Genomic DNA, 20490 nt, shown 5'->3' on the forward strand with positions numbered 1-20490 from the left:
GCCGAGCGTGCCGTCCTCGCGTAGCCACGTCTTACCGACACTCGACCGGTCTCAGACGGACTGGAGAGCAGTCTCTTCGGGTTCGGAGAACAGGCTCGCGACGTCCTCGGTCGTCTCGTCGCGTTCGTTGGCGTTCTCGAGGAGGACCGTCTCGCTGGGGAACAGTCGCTCGCCGAGTTCGAGGTCGTGGTCCCGGGCCGTCGACCCGGTCACGGTGAGGTAGACGCCGAGACCGGTGGCCGCGATGTCGGCTTCCTCCTCCTCGCCGTTCTGCGGGTACGTGAACGTGATGTCGTCGAGGGCCGCCGTACCGAGGACGGCCTCGACCAGTCGCTCGTAGCGCGGCGAGATGCACAGCTCGCCGTCGTAGTTCGCAACGAACTCGCGGTCGAGCGGCCGGTCCTGCGAGTCGACTACGTCAGGCGTCGCCAGCAGGGTGTGGTAGACGGTGTCCCCGAGACCGGCGACGACACGGACGTCGGTGTCGAGGGGGTCGATGCGGTCGTTTATCTCGTCGATGCTGGTCAGGGCGTCGTCGCGCAGTTTGACGACTTCCTCCAACACCAGGTCCGCGCTGTCGAACCCGAGTGCGAACTCGTGGGTGCGAAGCGCCCGGAACGGTTCCTCCCGCCCGATGAGTTGGACGTCGCCGTGGGCCGTCGGGACGGTCACGCTGTCGAAGACGACGCGCCGGGGCATCCCGTCCCGGTCGTCGCGGAGCAGCGAGTACTCCGGGCGGGTGGGGTCGTCGAGCCCCGAGTACTCGGCGAGTCGATGGTAGATGTCGTGGTCTGCGCGCTGGTTGCCCTTGGTGATGGCTTTCTCGTAGCGCAGGGTCGAGATGATGTCGTCCGCCAGCTCGGTCGTCCCGGTCCGGGCGGCGAGCCGTTCGAGTACGGCCTCGAGGGGCCGTCCCTTCCTCGGAACGGCCACTCTGGTCGTCGTCATTAGGCCTACCCACAGGCGGGACGAATAAAACCAGTTCGATTAGTTGCCGCCGCCGATGACCGAGGAGAGTTGCTCGCGCCACTCTTCGAGCTCCTGGACGTCGTTCTCTAGCGACGACAGGCGGTCGTCGATTTCGCCCTCGCCGAGCTCCTCGCGCAGGCCTTCGATTTCGGATTCGAGGTCCCCGAGGTGGGACTCCATCTCGTCGAGTTCCTCGTCCACGGATTCGACTTCGTCGTCGAGTCGCGCCACCTCGTCGGTGGCCGTCTCCGCCGCGGATTTGGCGCTCCGGATGTCGTCCTCGAAGGTGGCGAGTTCGCTCTCGAAGGACTCGAGGCGCTCGCGGAAGTCCGCTATCATCTCGTCGCCGGTGCCGTTCTCGTCAAGGAACTCCTCCAGCGCGTCCGTGTACGCGCGCAGGTCCGAGACGTCGGACTGGATGCGCTTGATGCGCGCTTCGTTGACCCCGCCCGCGGACTCGTCCTCGTCAGAGACGGCGTCGAGCGCGCGCTTGAGGAGTTTCACGTCGTCGGCCGAGACGTTGTTCTGGCGAATCTCGTTGGCCATCGCCGCGACGACGTTGCCCGTCTCCACATCGACGTCGTCGCCGTCCGCTCCCGCCGAACCCTCGGCGTCACCGTTCTCGGCTGGGACGGCGGACCCGTTGGGGTCTTTGAGGTTCAGCGTCTCGATGTCCTCGCCGCCGTCGTCCTCCAGTCCGGGGACGCTGTCGGCGTTGCCCGAGATGACGTCCTTCACCGCGTCGTCGCCGCTGCCGACGATGTCCGTCTCGTCGTCGAGCGGCGGGTCGACGTTCTCGATGTCCGGTTCCGTGAGGAACTTCTCTACGTCCTCGGTTCCCGTCGCCCGGATGCCGTAGACCGTCGTGTAGTCGGCGTCGGGTTCGATTTCCTTCTCGAACGCGATGCGGTCCTCGTTGATGTCCCAGTACTCCGACCCGTACTCGGGGTGGAACCCGAGGTCTTCGACGGCGACGTCCTCCGGCACGGAGTCGACCAGACGGAGCGTCACGGGTTCCGACCGCCGGGACTCGACGTTGAACGCTATCGCGGGCACGGGGAACTCGTCGGCCTCGAACCGCTTGGTGACGGCCACCCCATCCGAGGCGACGGTAACCTCCTCGTAAGACTGTGAATCGCTCATGTATGGTACTCCATACCCCGCGAGTATTAAAGGTACTTCGTCTATCTCACCTGACGATAAAGTAACACTAAGTGCGGCCGGTTCAGAGGTCCACGCGGTCCCCGATTTCGACCACTTCCAGCGCGCCCGGATAGTCGAAACTGTTGGCGTGGTTGTGGAGGACAGTCGGTTCGGTAGTCATCCCTTTCCACATGTCCCAGTGGCTCGGCAACAGGGTGTCGAGTTGGAGTTCGTTCGCGGCCTCGATGATCATGTTCTCGTCGTTGTACCACTTGGTCCGGGTCGGCTCACCGGTGTCGCTGTCCCGAATCATGCCGACCGTTCCGAACGCGAGGACGCCGAGGTCGATGTCGTACCGTTCGCCGACCGTCTCGAAGTCGCCGGGTCGGGCGTCGCCGCCGTGGAAGAACGTCCCGGCCTCGTGTTCGAAGACGTAGGAGACGGGGTGTTCGGCGTCCGGGTCGTTGGCCGGTTCGACGTGCACCGTCAGGTCGCCGATTTCGAGCGTGTCACCCTCCTCGACCTCGTGCAGTTGGTCGTCGGTGACCGACCAGTTGTCGAGCCACGCCTCCTCCCGGACGACGCCGTGACCGCTGTCGGTCGTGTAGTAGTCCGCCCCGGTGCCGGCGAGGATGGGGGCCTGCGAGGGACCGTGGACGTGGTCGGTGTGCTCGTGCGTGCCGAGCACAGCGTCGGCCTCCCGCACTTCGCCGGGTTCGAACGGCACCGGGACCATGCGCACCGTCCGTGGCGGGTCTCCGATACCGAGGTACGGGTCGATGAACACCGTCGTGTCCCCGCTCGTCTTCAGGATGAAGCCGTTACAGCCCAGATACCAGATTGCCAGTCCGTCGGGGTCTGCGTCCTCGACGGCGCGGAGGAGCCAATCGTCCCAGTCTGAGTCGACCGTCATGGTTCCGACTGCGAGCGGGCGTGGCTAAGTCGTTACGGACCGTCGCGGAACTGCTCGATACGCTCGTCGCCGTACTCGACGCTTGCGACGGGTGGGAGCGAACGAAGCGAATCGGAGAGCGCGAAGTACAGCGTGCCGACGAAGTTCGCCACGCCGACGGCGACGACGATGGGCACCGGACCCACGACGGCCGCGGCGGCCCCACCGACGAGCGACCCGAACGGGGTGGCCGCCTGCTGGAGCGTGGACGTCGAACTCGTCACCCGGCCGACCGCGTCCTCGGGCACCACCGTCTGGACGAGCGTATCGAAGAGCACGCTGTTCCCGCCGGAGTAGACGATGGCGAGGGCGAAGAACGCGACGATTGCGGGCGTCCACGTCACCAGTCCCGCCCCAATCCACGCGACCCCGGTCAGGGCCGTCCCCACGAGCATGAAGTAGCCGTAGGGAACCCAGTCGAGGCGGGCCGAGAGGACAGACCCGACGAGTGCGCCGGCGGCCAGCGCCGAGAGCAGGACGCCGTAGAGGCCCGACCCGCCCCGCAACGCCGCGAACGCGGGCAAGACGGCCAGCAACATCCCCGTGGCGAAACTGACGAACACCTGCGGGAGCAGAACGGGGACGAACGCGGTGCCCCGGAGGTAGGCGAGGCCCTCCTCGAAGTCGCCCACGTAGCGTCGCGTCCGCGCTCGCACGGTTTCACCGTCGGCCGACGAGTGGCCGTCGCTGCCGCCGTCAGTCGCCGCCTCGGACGGCGAATCTCTCGGTTCCGTCGCCGGACCAGTATCTCGGTCGGGGAGCGTCAACCCCGCGAACAGCAGGATTGCGACGCCGAACGTCGCCGCGTCGACGAGGAACGCGCCGACGGCACCGACGGCCGCCATCCCGACGAGGACGCCCCCGACGGCGTTGAACGTCATGTTCACCCCCTCGTGGGCGGTGTTGAACACCGCGTTGGCCGACGAGAGGTCGTCCCGGTCCACCGCCCGCGGGAGCGCGGCGGACTGGGCCGGATAGGTCACCAGATTCACCACCGAGGCGAGCGGAACGACGACGAGGACGAGTTCCACAGTGAGAGCGTCGAACCACGCGGCCAGCGGAATCGTCAGCACGAGCAGTCCCTGTATCGCCTGCGTCACGACGAGTGCCCAGCGCACCTCGACGTCGTCGACCAGCGGACCGACGAGGAACTGGAGGAGGCCGGGGACCATCAACAGGAACGACGCGAGGCCGGTGTAGAACGTCGACCCGCCGAGGTCGTGGACCAACCACAGGGCCGCGACGTAGTAGATGCTGTCCCCGGCGTTGGTGACGAGACGGCCGAGGAGCAGTCGCAGGAAGGCCCGGTTGATGAGCAACTCGCGCACAGAGCCGACTCTCTCGGCCGGTTACATACGTGTTGCGTAGTTTCCTCAAACGTCAGCGCCAGCCGTCGTCGTACGGTTTCTGGAGTCTTTTCGGGGGTTGTAACTAGATATGCCGTGATTCGGCGTCAAAACGAAGGTGTCGAGTGTCGAAACGGAACCGGCTCGTCAGTCTTCGCAGCAACCGCCGGCCTTCTGGCCGAAGTCGACCGCGAGTTCGTCGGAGACGATTTCGTTCAGTTCCTGGAGGCGCAGTTCGAGTTCGTTCTGGGCCTGCAGGTAGTCGCTCATCACGGGCATCTCGTGGAGTTCCTCTTGGGCCTCCTGCAACTTGCGGAGGTCCTCCTGACTCGCGCGGCCGGTCTGGCGGGCGAGTTGGAACTCCTCGCGAATCTGTTCGAACTCCTTGATGGCCTCCTGGGCTTCCTCGTCGTCCTCGACGGCCGCCTTGGCCTCGACGAACCGCTGGTAGACGGGCAGTTCGGCGATAGCCTCGCCGAACTCCGTCGCGAGTTCGTCCACTCGGTCGCCGGTCGGGTCGGCGGCGGTGTCGCTGTCGATGCTCATCGCGCGAGGGTTGGGACTCGCGCGGTATAGGCTTGCCGAAACCGCGGGTCGAAACGCGGAGGTTTTACCCCGCGAGCAAGTAAGCCGTCTCAATGAGCCAAGAGCGCACCGAGGGTGACCTCCGAAACACGGGCCTCTCGCTGAAGCACGACCGCGAGTGGGATTACGAACTCGACCGCATCGTAGAGGCGGTCGACGAACGCGACGCCGAGACGGTCGGCCTACAGTTCCCCGAGGGGTTGAAGCGGCGCGGCCCCGCCGTCGCCGACGACCTGCGAGAAGAACTTCCAGACGACGTGAACGTGATGATTTCCGGCCAGCCGTGTTACGGCGCTTGCGACCTCGACACCTATCTGATGCGCCGGACGGACGTGTTCGTCCACTTCGGCCACTCCCCGATGAAGGAGTCCGAGAAGATAATCTACGTCCCGCTGTTCTCGAACGTCGACGTCTTCCCGATGATGGAACGGGCCGCCGAGGAGGAACTGACCAGTCCCGACGAGGACTCCGACGTGGGCCTCGTGACGACGGCCCAGCACATGAACAAGTTCGACGAGATGCGCTCGTGGCTGGAAGAACGGGGCTACGAGGTCCACACCCGCAAGGGTGACGACCGCCTGACACACGAGGGACAGGTTCTGGGCTGTAACTACGCCAGCGCCGACGTCGACGCCGACCAGATTCTCTACGTCGGCGGCGGCAAGTTCCACCCGCTCGGACTCGCGATGGAACACCCCGACAAGAAGGTCGTCATCGCCGACCCGGTCAACAACGCCCTCACCGTCGCGGACACGGAGCAGTTCATGAAACAGCGGTACGCCTCGGTCCACAAGGCGATGGACGCCGAGACGTGGGGCGTCATCTTCTGCACGAAGATCGGACAGGGCCGCTGGGACCAGGCACAGGAGATAGTCGAGAACAACGACGACGCCTACCTCATCACGATGGACGAGGTGACGCCCGACCGTCTGACGAACTTCGGGATGGACGCCTACGTCAACACCGGGTGTCCGCGCATCACCACCGACGACGGCCCGCAGTTCAAGAAGCCGATGCTCACGCCCGGCGAGTACGAAATCGCTATCGGGGAGAAACCGCTCGAATCGCTGGAGTTCGACACCTTCCACGGCACGTGGTGACCGACGGGGCCGGACCGCACTCCGCCCTGAATTACCACCAGACATTTGCAAACCTTTTTGCATGATTCTGGCGTATTGCCGCTGATGCCGACAAAGAGCGCGCTCGCCCAGCAACTCGGTGTCGTCGCGGGGTTCGACAACCCACGAGTCAGCCTCGAACAGTACCGGACGCCGCCGGACTTGGCGGCCCACCTCGTGCACACGGCCGACCTGCAAGGCGACATACAGGACCGGACCGTCGTCGACCTCGGCTGTGGGACCGGGATGCTCGCACTGGGCGCGGCGCTCCGGGGACCGGACACCGTGGTTGGTCTCGACATCGACCCCGCGCCCCTCACGACGGCACGGGAGAACGAACGCAAAGTCGGCTCCACCACCTCAGTCTCGTGGGTGCGTGCGGACGCGACGCAGGCACCGCTCTGCCCGCCCGAGGACACCACCGTCCTGATGAACCCGCCGTTCGGCGCTCAGTCGGGGAACGAGCACGCCGACCGGGACTTCCTCGCGACGGCCGCCGAGGTTGCCGCCGTCTCGTACTCGGTGCACAACGCGGGGAGCCAGGAGTTCGTCGAGTCCTTCGCCGCCGACAACGGCGGCGAGGTGACACACGCCTTCGAGGCGGAGTTCGACCTCCCGAGACAGTTCGACTTTCACGACGAGGACACGCGGACCATCTCCTCCGAAGTGTACCGAATCGAGTGGGACTGAACGCGACCCGTGAGTCTCAGTTGGGCGATTGCCGCTTCTCCGCGACTTTCACCTGCGTCCCATTGACGCCCGCGTAGAGACGCGTTCGGTTGCGTTCGAAGGTGAGGCCCCCGATGGTCCGGGTGGTCATGTTCGGCGGTATCCGGTCGACGTCGATAGTCTGATTGCCGCGGCGCACCCCGACCAGAAAGCCCTGTTCCACCGGCCTGAGGGTGACGTTGCGTCCCGCGATGGTCGCGTCCGCCGTCGAGGGCGGGGAAGTGTAGGCCGTGCGTCGCTCGCCCCCCGCGCGGCGGAGTTGGACCCGGTAGACGGTGTCGTTGCCGAGGACCAGCCACCCGCTTCGGTTGGCGATAATCCGTTCGCGCCACCCGGGTCCGCCGACGACGACCGGGGCGCGCTGGTTCAGCGCCAGTTGGCCCTTCTGGACCTGCACTATCCATATCTCCCGGCGGTCGCTGGCGACGATGACGCCGCTCTCGGTGACGTTCGTCCGGTCCTCGCCGAAGCCGAGCGGGAGCGAGATGCCCGCGATGTACTCGTTCCGGACGTTCTCGTCGTAGGTGACGACGTAGTCCCTGACCTCGACGCCGTCGGCGGGGACGTCGGACGGGCCAATCGTGGCGGTGTTCGCCGGCACGGAGGCCAGACAGAGCGCGCCGAACGAGACGAGGAGGACCAGACCGGCGACGGAATGCCAGTCTCGCTCGAAGCGCGGGAGGAGGCGGCGGTCCAACTGCACCGTCGCGGCCGCGACGAGGAGCGCGAGGACGAACACCAGTCCGGTACCGAGCCACCGGAACAGCGTGAACCGACCGCCGCTGACCGGGAGGTAGACGGCCCACAGGCCGTTCGAGACGGCGAAGACCAACGTTGCGAAGAACACCCGCGTCGTCCGGGGCCGTTCCGTGCGCGCCCACAGGAGGCCCGCCGCGAGGACGACGCCAGCCAGTAGCCCGATTGCGTGTCCCTGAATGGCGATGTTGGCCCACCACGGCGTGACGAACCGCGTGGTTCCGCCGACGGTCGGTTGCGGATACAGTATCGCGGTGTACACTTGGTCGAGAATGCGGCTTCCGAGGAAGGCCCCGAGGAAGAGGTACGGCCGAGTGACCAGTGCGAATCCCGCGAGGGCGAAGACGACGCCCGAGAACCCGACGACCGGACCGACGGCGAACACGCCCGTAAACACGCCGACGGCGGCCATCGTCGCCGGGACGGCGAGGACGCGGGCGAACGGGTTCGACGAGAGCGACGAGAACGTCTGCGTGCCGCGGCGTCGGGGGTAGTGCCCCCACACGTACTCGACGACGGTGCCGTACGCCAGCGTCCCGACGAGGTTGCCGGTCACGTGGGCGTCGCCGCCGTGTGTGAACGGCCCCGTCAGCATCCCGAGCGGGTAGAAGTACGACCACGTCCGGAACGGCGTCACGAGGGGGCGCGAGTGCCACCACGTGCCCTGGACGAACAGGTAGATTGCGAGGACGCCCGCCATCGTCAGCAGCGTTCCCCACGGCACGCCCAACAGGAGGCGGCGGCGGAGGGGGGTGGCGAGTCGGTCGCCGGCGAGGCGACGTACGCCGACGAGCACCGCCACGACTACGAGAACGACGGCGAGCGACCGGACCGGCACCGCACCCAGCGCACTCGGCAACGACGACTGCATCATTCACCCCTACCTCTGGACGGTGGCGGCTTATGACTGGCGCCGATGCTGGCGGGTCCTGCGTCACAGACGGCCGTCAGCCGTCGGCGCGCGGATTCAGACGAGGACGACGCCGACGCTGTAGGGCCACGCGGTGCCCGAGAGCGTCAGCAGTGCGAACGCGCCGCCCGCCAGTGCGACGTTCTTCAGGAACTGCGTCATCTCGTCCTGTTGCTGGTCCTCGGGGACGGCCCAGAAGTCGTGCATCGTGACGGCGGACCCCAGCAGGAACGTGGCGAGTGCGCCCGCCGCGACGACGGGGTAGGCCCCCACGACGACGAGGAGTCCGCTGAGAACGAGGAGGCCGCCGCTGAAGTACACCGACGCGGTCGGGGCTGGCAGCCCCTTCATCTCGGCGTAGGGAATCATCTGGTCGGCGTTCGCGAAGTGGTTGAGGCCGGTGAACGCGAGGACGCCGCCGAAGAGGACGCGGGCGAGGAGGAACAGTTCGGCCGCGCCGGCAGTCTCGAACGCCATCAGGCGACCACCGTTGCGAGGACGGCGGGAATCGAGCGGTCGGTGCGCACAGCGAGTTGTAGTTTCATTACGTTACTTGGTTCGGATGCGAACCTATATATCGCTTCCCGGACATAGGGGGTACCAGGTAACACAGATGTCATCCGAAGTGTTCTCAGAGCAAGCCGAGGACGAGGCAGAGGGGCCCTGCGCAATCGTCGAGTCGCTCGAACAGATAGGGTCGAAGTGGCGACTCGTCGTCCTGCACGAACTCCAGAACGGCGAGCGACGGTTCAACGAACTCAAGCGCGCCACCGACGCGAGTTCGCGAACGCTCTCGCGCGTCCTCGACGACTTACAGGAGATGGACTTCGTGGAACGTCGACTCGAGGAGGACGCCCCCGTAGCGACGTTCTACCGACTCACCGACAAGGGCGAATCGCTCTGCCCCGTCTTCGACGAGATAGAGGCGTGGGCCGACGAGTGGCTCGCGTCCTGCAATAACTGAGCCGACGAGAACGCAGGATTTTCCACCCCCTAGGCCGTGACACCAACCAATGGGAGTACGGCCACCAGCGGACGACAGCGACGAACCGGACGTCATCGAGTTCGGCATCGCGGCCCTCGACGCGCGGCTGACTGAGATAAACATCCAGTACCCCGCCGACGCCCGGACGGTCCGTGAGCGTGCGGGTCACGTCGAGGTACCCTACGACGCCGCGGGTCACAGCGTGACCGTCGACGAGGCGCTGGAGGAGGCGACGGCTCAACGGTTCGAGAACGAGCAGGAACTCCTCAACGCTCTCCACCCGGTGTTCGAGCGCAAACGCGAGGCCACCGGTGCCAGTCTGCTCTCGCAACTGCGTTCGCTGGTCCCGTTCTAACGCTGCCGGTCGCGCGCCGAGACGGCCGTCTCTACCTCTCCCTCGTCGGTCGCACTGCCGGCGTCGCCGTCTCCTTCGAGGGACTGTCGCCGTGAGTTCTGGGCACCGATTCTGTGAGCGATGTCTTCCAGCCGTCTCGTCTGTTCCCGGTTGACGGTCACGATCATGTCCGAGAGGACGCCGAACATGAGCAACTGGATGCCCAGTATGATGGCGACGCCGCCGACCATCGCGATGACCTCGTGAGAGATGCTGTTGACCACCCAGTCGTAGACGACGAACGCCCCGAGTGCGACGCCGAGACCGATAGAGCCGAACCCGACGCTCCCGAAGTAAAAGAGCGGGTTGTTGGTCTTGGCCATCCGGTACAGCGTGACGATGATGGTCCCGCCGTCGCGGAACGGTCGGAGGTTCGTCTCCGACTCGTCGGGCCGTGGCTCGTAGGTGATGGGGACCACCTCGGTCCGGACCCCGTGTTTGACGCACTCGACGGCCATCTCCGTCTCGATGCCGAACCCCTCCGAGGAGAGCGAGAGTCGCTGGAACGACTCCCGCGTGAACGCCCGGTACCCGGAGAGGATGTCGGTGAGGTAGTGGCCGTGGATGACGGAGAAGGCCCAGTTGATTATCTTGTTCCCCACCTGGTTGAGGCGGGTCATCGCGCCGGGGCGCATGTCGGCGAAGCGGTTGCCGATGACGTGTTCGGCCCGTCCGTCGAACAGCGGTTCGAGCATCCGGTCGGCCTCGTCGGGGCGGTACGTCTCGTCGGCGTCGGCCATCAGCACGAACTCGGCGTTCACGTGGCGCTCGACGGCCTCTCTGACCGCCTGCCCCTTGCCACTGCCACGCTGTTCGACGACGCGAGCGCCCGCGTCAGCGGCGATGTCTTGGGTCCCGTCGGTCGAGCCACCGTCTATCACCAACACGTTCTCGAACCCGTTGTCGCGGAACCCCCTGACGACGCTCTCGATAGTCTCTGCCTCGTCGTAGGCGGGGAGCAACACACAGACGTCGTCGCGGTCGGCCATTATCCGAACTCTACCACGCTGACCCAAATAAATGCGGGTCCGCGAGCGCCGAACGCGACGGCCGGGGATTGATAACCGGACGGGCCGTGTCATCAACAATCATGAGCTCTGTCACTGACGGTGAGACGATACCCATAACCGTCGTCAGCGGTCCGCTTGGTGCCGGAAAGACGACGCTCGTCAACCGGCTGCTGGACGACCCCGGCGGGCGACGCATCGCCGTCGTGGTCAACGACATGGGCGAGGTGAACGTCGACGCGGAACTGCTGGCGGACGGCGACGAGGAGGGCATCGTCGACCTCTCGAACGGGTGCATCTGCTGTCGGTTGCAGGACGACCTCGTGACCGAGGTGACGCGGCTGGCCGAGTCGCGGTCGTTCGACTATCTCGTCGTGGAGGCGTCGGGCATCAGCGAACCGCTCCCGATAGCGCGGACGCTCACCGTCGGGACGGAGTCGGGGAGCCTCCCCGAGCGGTTCCGACTGGACACCACCGTCTCGGTCGTCGACGCGTACGGGTTCTGGAAGGCGTTCGACCCCGAGGAAGCCCTCCCGGACGCCGCACCGGACCCCGAGCGGCCGCTGACCGAAGTCCTCGTCGACCAGATAGAGTTCTGTGACGTCCTGCTGTTGAACAAGTGCGACATGGTGCCCGACGACGCCCTCGACGACGTCGAGGCGGCGATTCGGGAACTTCAGCCCCGGGCGACGATTCACCGGACGACGTACAGCGACGTCGACCCGGACGCCGTCCTCGGGACGGGTGCGTTCGACTTCGAGGAGACGAAGCGCCAGCAAGGGTGGAAACGGGCGCTCGCGGGTTCGGAGGCCGAGGCAGCGGGTCACGACGAGGGCGGCCACGGTGAGGAGACGGACCACACCCACGGCCACGGCGAGCAGTCGGCGGCCGAGGCCCACGGCGTCGAGTCGTTCGTCTATCGGCGTGAGCGACCGTTCCACCCCGGGCGCTTCGACGCGTTCCTGAACGAGTGGGACGGGAGCGTCGTCCGGGCGAAGGGGTTCGCATGGGTCGCCAGTCGCCCGGACAGCGTGCTCGGGGTCAGTCAGGCCGGCCCTGCCGTACAGGCGGGGCCAATCGGGGAGTGGGGTGAGGACGACCCTGCGACCCGGTTGGTGTTCATCGGACGCGACATGGACGAAGGCGAACTGACGGACCGACTAGACGCCTGTCTGGCGACTGCGGAGGAACGCCGTGAGGGGTTCGAGTCGGACCCGTTCCCGCGCGAGGCCTGACTACGCGCCGTACCCGACTTCGTCTTTCAGGTCGTCCCACTCTTCGTGGAAGCCGTACGTGGACTGAGACTCCCCGCTGACGGCGTTCTGGTACGTCTCGTCGTACTCCAGTAACTGCGCCCACTCGTCGTGGTACCGATAGCTACAGTACTGACACATGTGTCACCGTAGCGCACTCTCGGGCATAGCCGTACCGGTCGAAAAAACGAACGCGGTGGCCGGTCAGGGCTCCAGCAGGACCTTCGTGACGCCCTCCTCGCGGTCGTCGAACTTCTCGTACATCTCGGGGGCCTCTTCGAGGCCGACGCGGTGGGAGACGACCCAACTCGGGTCGGCCCGCCCCTCGATGATGAGGTCACGGAGTTCGCGGTTGTAGGACTTCACGTTACACTGGCCCGTGCCCAGTTTCTGGCCCTTCTCGAAGAGGAGGCCGAAGTCGATACCCAGTCGGCCCTGGGCAGCCATGTCGTCCGGCGCGCCGGGGTCCTCGGGGACGTACAGGCCGGGGATGCCGAGTTCGCCGGTCGGCTTCACCGTCCGGATGAGGTTGTTGATGACGACGGCCGGGTTCTCGCGGGCCGGGTCGTAGGCGTCGTCGGCCTCCTTGTCGGGGTCGATGGCCTGATAGCCGACGGCGTCGACGCCCTTGTCGACCTCGCCGCCGTGTTCGTCCATAATCTGCTCGACGGGGTCGCCCTCCTCAAAGTTGATGGCCGTCGCGTCGCAGTGTTGCTCGGCGAGTTCGAGGCGACTCGGGACGCGGTCGACGGAGTAAATCTCCGCCGCCCCCTTGATTTTCGCGCTGTACGCGGCCATCAGGCCGACGGGACCGGCGCCGTAGATGGCGACGGAGTCGCCGGGTTCGAGGTTGGCGAGTTCCGTGCCGTGCCACCCTGTCGGGAAGATGTCCGCGAGCAGGGAAAACGCGTCCTCGTGTTCGTCGCCCTCCGGGAGTTTCAGCGCGTTGAAATCCGCGTAGGGGATGCGGAGTTTCTCCGCCTGTCCCCCCTTGTACGGCCCCATGGCGACGTAGCCGTAGGCACCGCCGGCGAACCCGGGGTTGACGTTGGTACAGAAGCCGGTATAGCCGTTCTCGCAGTTCTCACAGAACCCGCAGGCGACGTTGAACGGTGCCACGACTCGGTCGCCGACCTCCAGACCAGTGACGGCGTCGCCCACTTCGGTCACGATACCCATGTTCTCGTGACCGAACACGATGCCCGGTTCGGCGGCCGTCCGCCCCTCGTACATGTGGAGATCGGACCCGCAGATACAGGTCGTCGTGATGTCGATGAGTACGTCGTTCGGGTGTTCTATCTCCGGTTCGTCTACCTCCTCGACCGCGACGTCGTGTGGCCCCTTGTACACGACAGCTTGCATGGACATTGAGATGACAGCTCCGACAGAACGCTGGCGTGGCTATCGCTTATAGATAATCATTATGTGTGTAGTACATCAGAACACATCCGCCGAGAGCACCTCTACCGCCGATATTCTGGCCCCTCGTTTACTCCTCGCGCTGTTCGCTGACGTGTTCCCACACTTCCACACACCCGCATCCGTCTTCGACGTCGTCCAGATGGTCGGTTGCGGGCTCTCGTCGGCCGCGTTCTTGGTTACTCACGATGCGAGTAACTATATGAGACGCTGCGTAAATACTTTCCGGCGAACGCTCCCGCGCGTTTTACGGTCCACGGGGCGAACGAATGGGTATGACCGACGCGTCCGACGTGTTCGACAGCGTTGGGCTGACGGAGTACGAGACGACGGCCCTCGAGGAGTTGCTGTCGCTCGGCCGGACCACCGCGCCGAACCTCGCGGAGGCCACCGGTATCCCGAAAGCCCGCATCTACGGCGTCCTCGACGCCCTCGCCGACCGCGGGTTCATCAAGGTGATTCCCGGCCGGCCGAAGGAGTACCAGCCGAAGTCGCCGGAGGAGATTCTGGACCGCGCCGTCGAGAACCGCCGGCAGGACTTCGAGGGGTTCGCCAGCGACGTCGAGGCCCACCGTGACGCCTTCCTCGCCGAGTACCGGCCGCGCTACGAGCGGGCGAGCGAGGACATCTCGCCGACCGCCGAACTGTTCCACGTCGTCGACGTGGGCGCGCCGAGCGAACGGGAGACGCGCCGCCTCTACGACGACGCCGAGGAGACGCTCCGAGTCATCACCAACAGTTTCGCCTACCTCGACAGCGTGGACCGCGCGCTGGCAGACGCCGTCGACCGAGGCGTCGACGTCGCCGTCCTCTTTCTCGACCCGGAGAAGCTACCTCCGGAGAAGGCCGCCGTGCAAGAAGCGGTGGTGGAGCGACTGACCGAGGAGTTCCCCGAAGTGGACGTTCGCTTCAGCACGGCGAAACTGCCGTGGCGCGGGACGTTGGTGGACCCGAGCATGGACTACGAGGGCGGGGAGGCGATATTGCTCGTGGAGGAACCGGATGTGCCGAACCACATGCGTCAGGCCGCGCTCACCGAGAACGGGTCGTTCGTCGCGGGGATGAAGCGGTACTTCGACTTGGTGTGGGAGTACGAGAGCGTGGCCGAGCCTTAACGGTATCCCAGTTCCTCTAGCCGCTGTTCGACCGACGCCTTCTCTACGCCGGTCACGTCTGTGTCTGGTTCTTCGGCGACGATACGACGACGGTTGCCGGTCGTCGACTCGTACCACGGAACTTCGACCAGTTGGTCGACGTACAGGCCGACGTGATGGCCGTAGTCTTTCACCGGGACGGGCGCAGTGCGGTCACCGAGCAGTTCGCCGTGGTCGGCCGTGACAACCGTCTTCCCGCCGAGTTCGTCGAGTAGTCGGTGGACCTCCGGGAGGACCCACTCCAGATTTTCCACGTAGGCCCGCCGTAGAGTGTCGTCGTCGATGTCGAGTTCGCCGCGCTGTATGCGCTCGAACAGCGCGTCGGACTGGTCCTCGTAGGACGGGAAGTGCTCGTCGGCCGTCGGGCCTTTGAACGGATGGTGCGGCGGGATGTAGTGAGCCACGAGTCGCTTGTTCGGGTACTCTTCGGCGGCCTCCAGTACTTTTTCGGTCAGTACCTCCGGGTCCCGGTCGGGGGCGTAGAGGGCCGCGTGGACCTCTGCATCGATCTCGTCTTCGAGTTCGAAGTACCACGTGTTGGCAGTGGCGTACACCACGTCGTGGTGCTGCTTACCGGTGAAGTTTCCCCGCACGAACTCGGGTGTCGCCCCGCCGCGTGAGGTGCGCGTGTCGACACCCTCGAACGCCGTCTCTTCACGGAAGACGTCGGCGCGACAGGCGTCGAGGATGACGAGGTTGTCCCAGTCCGCCTCGAAGACGTCGATACCGTCGGTGTTGTACGGCCTCGTGTAGAGCCGTCGGTGGTAGGCCCGGTTCAGTTCCCGCAGTGCCAGATGCGGGTTCGAGAGCGCCTCACGGAGTTCTTCGAGGCCGTACATTCGACGTCAGTTGGTCCTCGGTAGGCGGTGTTAAGTCCGTCGAACCCCGGCAGGGCCGACGGCGTGACCGGTGCGGCCCCCGATATTGGCGCGGAAGCCAACGCTTTATTGTCGCGGTGGGGAAGGGACACTCAATGTGTGGAATCGGCGGGAAAGTCGCGTTCGGCGACCGGCCGGCCCAGGGCCTCGGCGACGAGATGGCCGACCGGATGGTCCATCGCGGCCCGGACGCCGACGGCGTGTACGCCAACGGGCCGGCGATGTTGGCTCACCGGCGACTCTCGATCCTGGACCTCTCACCGGCCGGGACCCAACCGATGGCGAACGCGGACGGGACCGTCCACGTCGTGTTCAACGGCGAGATTTACAACTACCGCGAACTCCGCGACCGGGTCGGAGACTACCAGTTCCAGTCCGAGACCGACACGGAAGTCCTCCTCCACCTCTACGAGGAGTACGGACTCGACTGCCTCTCGATGCTCCGCGGGATGTTCGCCGTCGCCATCTGGGACGAACGGGTAGAGCGTCTCGTCCTCGCTCGTGACCGTCTCGGACAGAAGCCGCTGTTCTACCACGAGAGCGACGCCGGTCTGACGTTCTCCTCGACAATCTCGGCGCTGCTGGCCGACGACGACGTGCCGTGCCGGCCGGACCTCCCGGCCATCCGCTCGTACCTCACCTACCAGTACGTTCCAAGCCCGGCGACGGGATTCGACGAGATTCGACAACTCGAACCGGGTCAGTACGCCGTCTTCGACGCGAACGGGATGCGGACCGACGCCTACTGGTCGCTGTCGTATCGCGACCAGTTCGGTGCCGGACCGGGCGAACTGGCCGACAAGCTCCGGAAGAAACTGAAAGAGGCGACCCGTCTGCGGATGCGAAGCGACGTACCGCTCGGTGTCTTTCTCTCGGGGGGCGTCGACTCGACAATCGTCACCGGCCTGATGGACGAGGTCGCGGAGACGGACATCGAGACGTACTCTATCGGCTTCGGCGAGTACGACGAACTCGACTACGCCCGCGCGGTGGCCGAGGAGTACGACACCGACCACACGGAGTACACCGTCACGCCAGACGCGATGGAGGTGTTACCGGAACTGGTCCGTCACTACGAGATGCCGTTCGGCGACCCCTCTGCGGTTCCGACGTACTACGTCTCGCAGGTGGCGAGCGACGACATCACCGTGGCCGTCACCGGGGACGCGGGCGACGAGAACTTCGCCGGCTACGACCGATACACCTACGACTGGTTGACACAGCGTGCTGGGGCCATCCCCGAGGCGGTCCGGGAGGCCGGACGGACCGTGCTCGACGCGGTACCCCACGAGGGCGCCGACCGAGCTATCGGCTTGCTGGACAACGCGGACGGCGACCCCGTCGAACGGTACGCCCCGTACGTCTGTCACATGCAAGGCGAGGAGGCCGCGGAGGTGTGGACCGGTCCCGAACCGGCGGACGAACTGGCGTCGCTCCGTCGAGCATACGAGAACGCCGACGGGCCGACACATCTGGACCGTATCCTCCAGACAGACGTACAGACGTACCTCCCCGACGACCTGTTGGTGAAGGCGGACCGGGCGAGCATGGCTCACTCCCTGGAACTCCGCTCGCCGTTTCTGGACCACGAACTCGTCGAGTTCGCGGCGCGAGTTCCGGCGAAGTACAAGTGGCGTCGCGGCGAGAAGAAGTGGCTCCTCAAGCGAGCCTTCGAGGACTACATCCCCGAGGCTGTGCAAGGCCGTTCGAAGCAGGGCTTCGCGGTGCCCGTCAACGCGTGGTTCCGCGGGGACTTGCGCGAGTTCGCGCGCGAGAAGTTCGAGGCGCTGGGGGCGCGTGACCCCTTCGACCACCGGGGACTGACGGCGAAGTTGGACAGACACACGAGCGGCGAGGCCGACCTTGGGTACCACGTCTGGGACCTCGTCCTGCTCGAGCAGTGGTACGAGACCTTTATCGACCGATGAACGTCGCACTACTCGTCAAGGAGTTCCCACCGAACGTCGTCGGCGGCACCGAGACACAGACGATGCGGATGGCGGACGCCCTCCAATCTCGGGGCCACGACGTGACCGTCTACACGAAGTCGTACGGCGACGAGACGCCGGAAGACGACCACAACTACGACGTGGTCCGAGTTCCGAACGTCCGGTTCTCTCCGTTCGTCAGCACCCTCACGTTCGTCCTCACCGCGACGGTGTTGCTGTTGCGCGACGCGAAGCGGTACGACGTGTTACAGTGCATGATGGTGTATCCCAACGGGTTCGTGGGCTATCTGGTCTCCCGACTGCGGGACCTCCCCTACTTCGCGTGGATTCGCGGCGGCGACTACTACTTTATGAAGGACACGCCCGGCAAACGGTGGAGTATCGACGCCGTCCTCCGCGATACGACCGTGCTCGTGCAAGGCACTGACATCGCCGCGGACGTCGAATCAGAGTTCGACCCGACCGACGTTCGAGTCCTCGGAAACGGCGTGGAACTGCCGTCCGTGCGGGCCGACGGCGACGACGTGGTCTTCGTCGCCCGCCTCGAGCGCTGGAAGGGACTGGACGTGTTGCTGGAGGCCCTCGCGGGGACCGAGTACTCGCTGACCGTCGTCGGCGATGGACCGGAGCGCGACTCGCTCGAGGCACTGGCCGACCAACTCGGCGTCGACGCGGAGTTCGTGGGCCTCGTCGACCCCGATGAGGTCGTCGGGTACCTCGAAGACGGCCGCGTGTTCGTCCAGCCTTCTCGCGAGGGCGAGGGCCTACCGAACACCGTTCTGGAGGCGATGGCCGTCGGTCTTCCGCCGGTCGTCACCGACTCCGGTGGGCTTCAGGACCTCGTCACCGACGGGGAGACGGGCTACGTCGTCCCGATGGAGGACCCCGAGACGCTCCGGGACCGCATCGAGACGCTGTTCACCGAAGACGAGACCCACGAGCGACTGGGGGAGAGCGCCCGTGCGTACGTGGAGGAACACCACAGCTGGGACGCCATCGTCGACTCGCTGGAGTCGGTGTACGGCGACGTTGGCGCCGCAGGAGGTACCCGCTGATGTGTGGCATCGCCGGCGTTCACGGCTGGGTGGACGAGGAGAGACTGGACGAGATGCTGGCGTGCATCCGCCACCGCGGCCCGGACGAAGGCGGACGCCACGTCGACGAGAGCGCCAGCGTCATGCTGGGGATGCGTCGCCTCTCCATCGTAGACCTCGCCGGGGGGAGTCAGCCGATTTACAACGAGGACGACACCGTCGCCGTCGTCTTCAACGGCGAGATATACAACCGCGACTCACTCCGGGCGGAACTGGAGTCGGCGGGCCACACCTTCTCCACCGACAGCGACACCGAGGTGCTGGTCCACGGGTGGGAGGAGTGGGGCCAGCGACTCCCGGAGCGCCTCAACGGGATGTTCGCGTTCGCCGTCTACGACGAGGGCGACGAGTCAGTGTTCCTCGCACGCGACCGCGTGGGTATCAAACCGCTGTACGTCGCCACCGTCGACGGCGGCCTCGCCTTCGCCAGCGAACTCCGGCAGTTGCTCCGGGCGGGCGTCAGCCGGGACGTGGACCCGCGGGCCGTCCACAATTTCTTCTCGGTCCGGTACACGCCGGGGTCCGAGACGTTGCTCTCCGCCGTCGAGAAAGTCGAACCCGGCACCTCGTTGCTCGTCACCAACGACGGCGTCGAGCGCCGACGGTACTGGGAACTGTCGCCGTCGCCAGTAACGGGGTCGCGGGACGCCATCGCCGGGAGAGTGCGTGACCTCCTCGAACAATCTGTCGAGCGCCGCCTGATGGCGGACGTGCCCGTCGGGGCGTTCCTCTCCGGCGGTCTCGACTCTTCGGCCATCGTCGGCCTCGCGAGCGAGCACTACGAGGGCGATTTACGGACGTTCTCCGTGGGGTTCCAGCAGGCCGCGGCCGACGAGAGCGAGGAAGCCCGCTTCGTCGCGGACCACTTCGGGACCGACCACCACGAACTGACCGTCGACGTGGACGACATGGACGTGTTCTCTGACCTCGTGGCCCACTACGGGGAACCGCTGGCCGACGCCGCGGCCCTCCCCACGATGCTCGTCTCCGAGTACGCGGCCGACGAGGTGAAGTGCGTTCTCACCGGGGAGGGGGCCGACGAACTGTTCGCCGGGTACCACCGCCATCGCCTCCTGCCCAAACACCGCCGGTACGCCCGGCATCTCCCCGGCGTCGCGTTCGACGCCGCGGACGCCGTGAGCGAGTACGCGGGACCGCTCCGCCGCCCGGTCCGCTACGCCGCGAGTCTGGAGAGCGACCGGCGAGCCATCCTCGAATCCGCCCGTCGATACGACGACGAGCGTCCGGAGACCTACCTCGAAACAGGCCACGACCCGCAATCGAGCGGCCTGACCGAGAAAGTCGAGACGGCGACCCGGCGGGCGAACGACGACACGCTCCAGCGCCTGACCGCCTACGACATCAGCTACTGGTTGCCGGACGACCTGCTGTACAAGGTCGACCGGGCGAGCATGGCCGCGTCGCTGGAGGCGCGGGTCCCGTTTCTCGACCACGAACTCGTCGAGTACGCCTACAACGTCCCGAGCGAGTACAAACTCGCGGGCTACAAGCGCGCGCTCACCGACGCCGTCGACGACGTGGTCCCCCGTCGCATCCTCGACCGGGACAAGCACGGGTTCAACGTCCCCGTCAGCGAGTGGTTCCGACGGGACCACGACGCCATCGCCGGGTGGCTCACGGAGGAGTACGTCGGCGCGACCCCCTACCTCGACCCAGAGGCCGTCTTCGCCCTCCGGCGGGCGCACAAGCGGGGGAACGCGGACCACGGGATGACGCTCTGGAAAGTGCTCACCTACGTCGCGTGGCACGACGAGTTCGTCGCCGGCACGTGACGACGATAGCTGAAAAGCTTCATGTGGCGACGCCCGGCAGTCCAGATATGGGAAGT

Annotated in this window: 20 protein-coding genes; 9 read left to right on the top strand and 11 right to left on the bottom strand. The window is 66.0% G+C overall.

The features are described 5' to 3' along the window. Window positions 1-51: 51 nt before the first annotated feature. From Hhyl6_RS00905 to Hhyl6_RS00925, 5 genes are all read right to left on the bottom strand, one after another. Window positions 52-948, bottom strand: a complete 897-nt coding sequence (locus tag Hhyl6_RS00905; RefSeq protein ID WP_483737336.1) for a phosphoribosyltransferase HisG-related protein — start codon at window positions 946-948, stop codon at window positions 52-54. Window positions 949-987: 39 nt separating this feature from the next. After that, window positions 988-2112, bottom strand: a complete 1125-nt coding sequence (locus Hhyl6_RS00910) for a zinc ribbon domain-containing protein (protein WP_483737337.1) — start codon at window positions 2110-2112, stop codon at window positions 988-990. Window positions 2113-2194: 82 nt separating this feature from the next. Beyond that, a complete protein-coding gene (locus Hhyl6_RS00915; protein ID WP_483737338.1) occupies window positions 2195-3025 on the bottom strand; it encodes an MBL fold metallo-hydrolase in 831 nt (276 codons plus the stop codon). A 32-nt stretch (window positions 3026-3057) separates the two neighbouring features. Continuing rightward, window positions 3058-4392, bottom strand: a complete 1335-nt coding sequence (locus Hhyl6_RS00920) for an MFS transporter (RefSeq protein WP_483737339.1) — start codon at window positions 4390-4392, stop codon at window positions 3058-3060. Between the two features lie 165 nt (window positions 4393-4557). Then, window positions 4558-4956: a YlbF/YmcA family competence regulator gene (locus Hhyl6_RS00925; RefSeq protein WP_483737340.1), complete on the bottom strand. Its 399-nt coding sequence runs from the start codon at window positions 4954-4956 to the stop codon at window positions 4558-4560. A gap of 92 nt (window positions 4957-5048) precedes the next feature. Here Hhyl6_RS00925 and dph2 point away from each other — a divergent pair, with 92 nt between their 5' ends. Continuing rightward, window positions 5049-6095 (top strand): diphthamide biosynthesis enzyme Dph2, encoded by a 1047-nt coding sequence (dph2, locus tag Hhyl6_RS00930; protein WP_483737341.1) that lies wholly within the window; start codon window positions 5049-5051, stop codon window positions 6093-6095. A gap of 84 nt (window positions 6096-6179) precedes the next feature. After that, on the top strand, window positions 6180-6803 hold the full coding sequence (locus tag Hhyl6_RS00935) for an METTL5 family protein (protein ID WP_483737342.1): 624 nt from the start codon (window positions 6180-6182) through the stop codon (window positions 6801-6803). A 16-nt stretch (window positions 6804-6819) separates the two neighbouring features. Here Hhyl6_RS00935 and Hhyl6_RS00940 read toward each other — a convergent pair whose 3' ends face one another. Next, complete coding sequence (locus tag Hhyl6_RS00940) at window positions 6820-8472, bottom strand: rhomboid family intramembrane serine protease (RefSeq protein WP_483737343.1); 1653 nt, start codon at window positions 8470-8472, stop codon at window positions 6820-6822. Window positions 8473-8565: 93 nt separating this feature from the next. Continuing rightward, window positions 8566-8985 carry a DoxX family membrane protein gene (locus Hhyl6_RS00945; protein ID WP_483737344.1) on the bottom strand — a complete coding sequence of 140 codons (420 nt, stop codon included), beginning with the start codon at window positions 8983-8985 and terminating at the stop codon, window positions 8566-8568. Window positions 8986-9121: 136 nt separating this feature from the next. Here Hhyl6_RS00945 and Hhyl6_RS00950 point away from each other — a divergent pair, with 136 nt between their 5' ends. Together Hhyl6_RS00950 and Hhyl6_RS00955 are read left to right on the top strand one after the other, a co-directional pair. Continuing rightward, window positions 9122-9472 (top strand): winged helix-turn-helix transcriptional regulator, encoded by a 351-nt coding sequence (locus Hhyl6_RS00950; protein ID WP_483737345.1) that lies wholly within the window; start codon window positions 9122-9124, stop codon window positions 9470-9472. A gap of 49 nt (window positions 9473-9521) precedes the next feature. Continuing rightward, window positions 9522-9848 carry a hypothetical protein gene (locus tag Hhyl6_RS00955; protein ID WP_483737346.1) on the top strand — a complete coding sequence of 109 codons (327 nt, stop codon included), beginning with the start codon at window positions 9522-9524 and terminating at the stop codon, window positions 9846-9848. On the opposite strand, the gene aglJ is transcribed toward Hhyl6_RS00955, so the two are convergent. Beyond that, window positions 9845-10876, bottom strand: a complete 1032-nt coding sequence (gene aglJ / locus Hhyl6_RS00960; protein WP_483737347.1) for an S-layer glycoprotein N-glycosyltransferase AglJ — start codon at window positions 10874-10876, stop codon at window positions 9845-9847. The genes Hhyl6_RS00955 and aglJ overlap by 4 nt on opposite strands. A gap of 101 nt (window positions 10877-10977) precedes the next feature. Between aglJ and Hhyl6_RS00965 the strand changes: the two genes are divergently transcribed. Further along, window positions 10978-12129, top strand: coding sequence for a CobW family GTP-binding protein (locus Hhyl6_RS00965; protein WP_483737348.1), 1152 nt, complete (start codon window positions 10978-10980; stop codon window positions 12127-12129). Here the strand turns inward: Hhyl6_RS00965 and Hhyl6_RS00970 are convergent, their stop codons facing one another. Next, entirely contained in the window at window positions 12130-12288 is a 159-nt protein-coding gene (locus tag Hhyl6_RS00970; RefSeq protein ID WP_483737349.1) for a hypothetical protein, read from the bottom strand. 63 nt (window positions 12289-12351) lie between these two features. Continuing rightward, window positions 12352-13509 (bottom strand): glutathione-independent formaldehyde dehydrogenase, encoded by a 1158-nt coding sequence (locus Hhyl6_RS00975; protein WP_483737350.1) that lies wholly within the window; start codon window positions 13507-13509, stop codon window positions 12352-12354. Between the two features lie 332 nt (window positions 13510-13841). Between Hhyl6_RS00975 and Hhyl6_RS00980 the strand changes: the two genes are divergently transcribed. Then, window positions 13842-14681: a TrmB family transcriptional regulator gene (locus tag Hhyl6_RS00980; RefSeq protein ID WP_483737351.1), complete on the top strand. Its 840-nt coding sequence runs from the start codon at window positions 13842-13844 to the stop codon at window positions 14679-14681. Here Hhyl6_RS00980 and Hhyl6_RS00985 read toward each other — a convergent pair. Beyond that, window positions 14678-15559 (bottom strand): alkaline phosphatase family protein, encoded by an 882-nt coding sequence (locus Hhyl6_RS00985; protein WP_483737352.1) that lies wholly within the window; start codon window positions 15557-15559, stop codon window positions 14678-14680. The genes Hhyl6_RS00980 and Hhyl6_RS00985 overlap by 4 nt on opposite strands. Window positions 15560-15693: 134 nt before the next feature. On the opposite strand from Hhyl6_RS00985, the gene asnB (Hhyl6_RS00990) reads away from it, so the two are divergent. Genes asnB (Hhyl6_RS00990) through asnB (Hhyl6_RS01000) form a run of 3 tightly spaced genes read left to right on the top strand, consistent with a single transcriptional unit; the run spans window position 15694 to window position 20434 of the window. Next, window positions 15694-17526, top strand: coding sequence for an asparagine synthase (glutamine-hydrolyzing) (gene asnB / locus Hhyl6_RS00990; RefSeq protein ID WP_483737353.1), 1833 nt, complete (start codon window positions 15694-15696; stop codon window positions 17524-17526). Then, entirely contained in the window at window positions 17523-18602 is a 1080-nt protein-coding gene (locus Hhyl6_RS00995) for a glycosyltransferase family 4 protein (protein WP_483737354.1), read from the top strand. The genes asnB (Hhyl6_RS00990) and Hhyl6_RS00995 overlap by 4 nt, the downstream gene beginning before the upstream one ends. After that, window positions 18602-20434, top strand: coding sequence for an asparagine synthase (glutamine-hydrolyzing) (gene asnB, locus Hhyl6_RS01000; RefSeq protein ID WP_483737355.1), 1833 nt, complete (start codon window positions 18602-18604; stop codon window positions 20432-20434). The genes Hhyl6_RS00995 and asnB (Hhyl6_RS01000) overlap by 1 nt, the downstream gene beginning before the upstream one ends. The last annotated feature ends 56 nt before the right edge of the window (window positions 20435-20490 follow it).

The organism is Haloarcula sp. H-hyl6 (assembly GCF_056934455.1).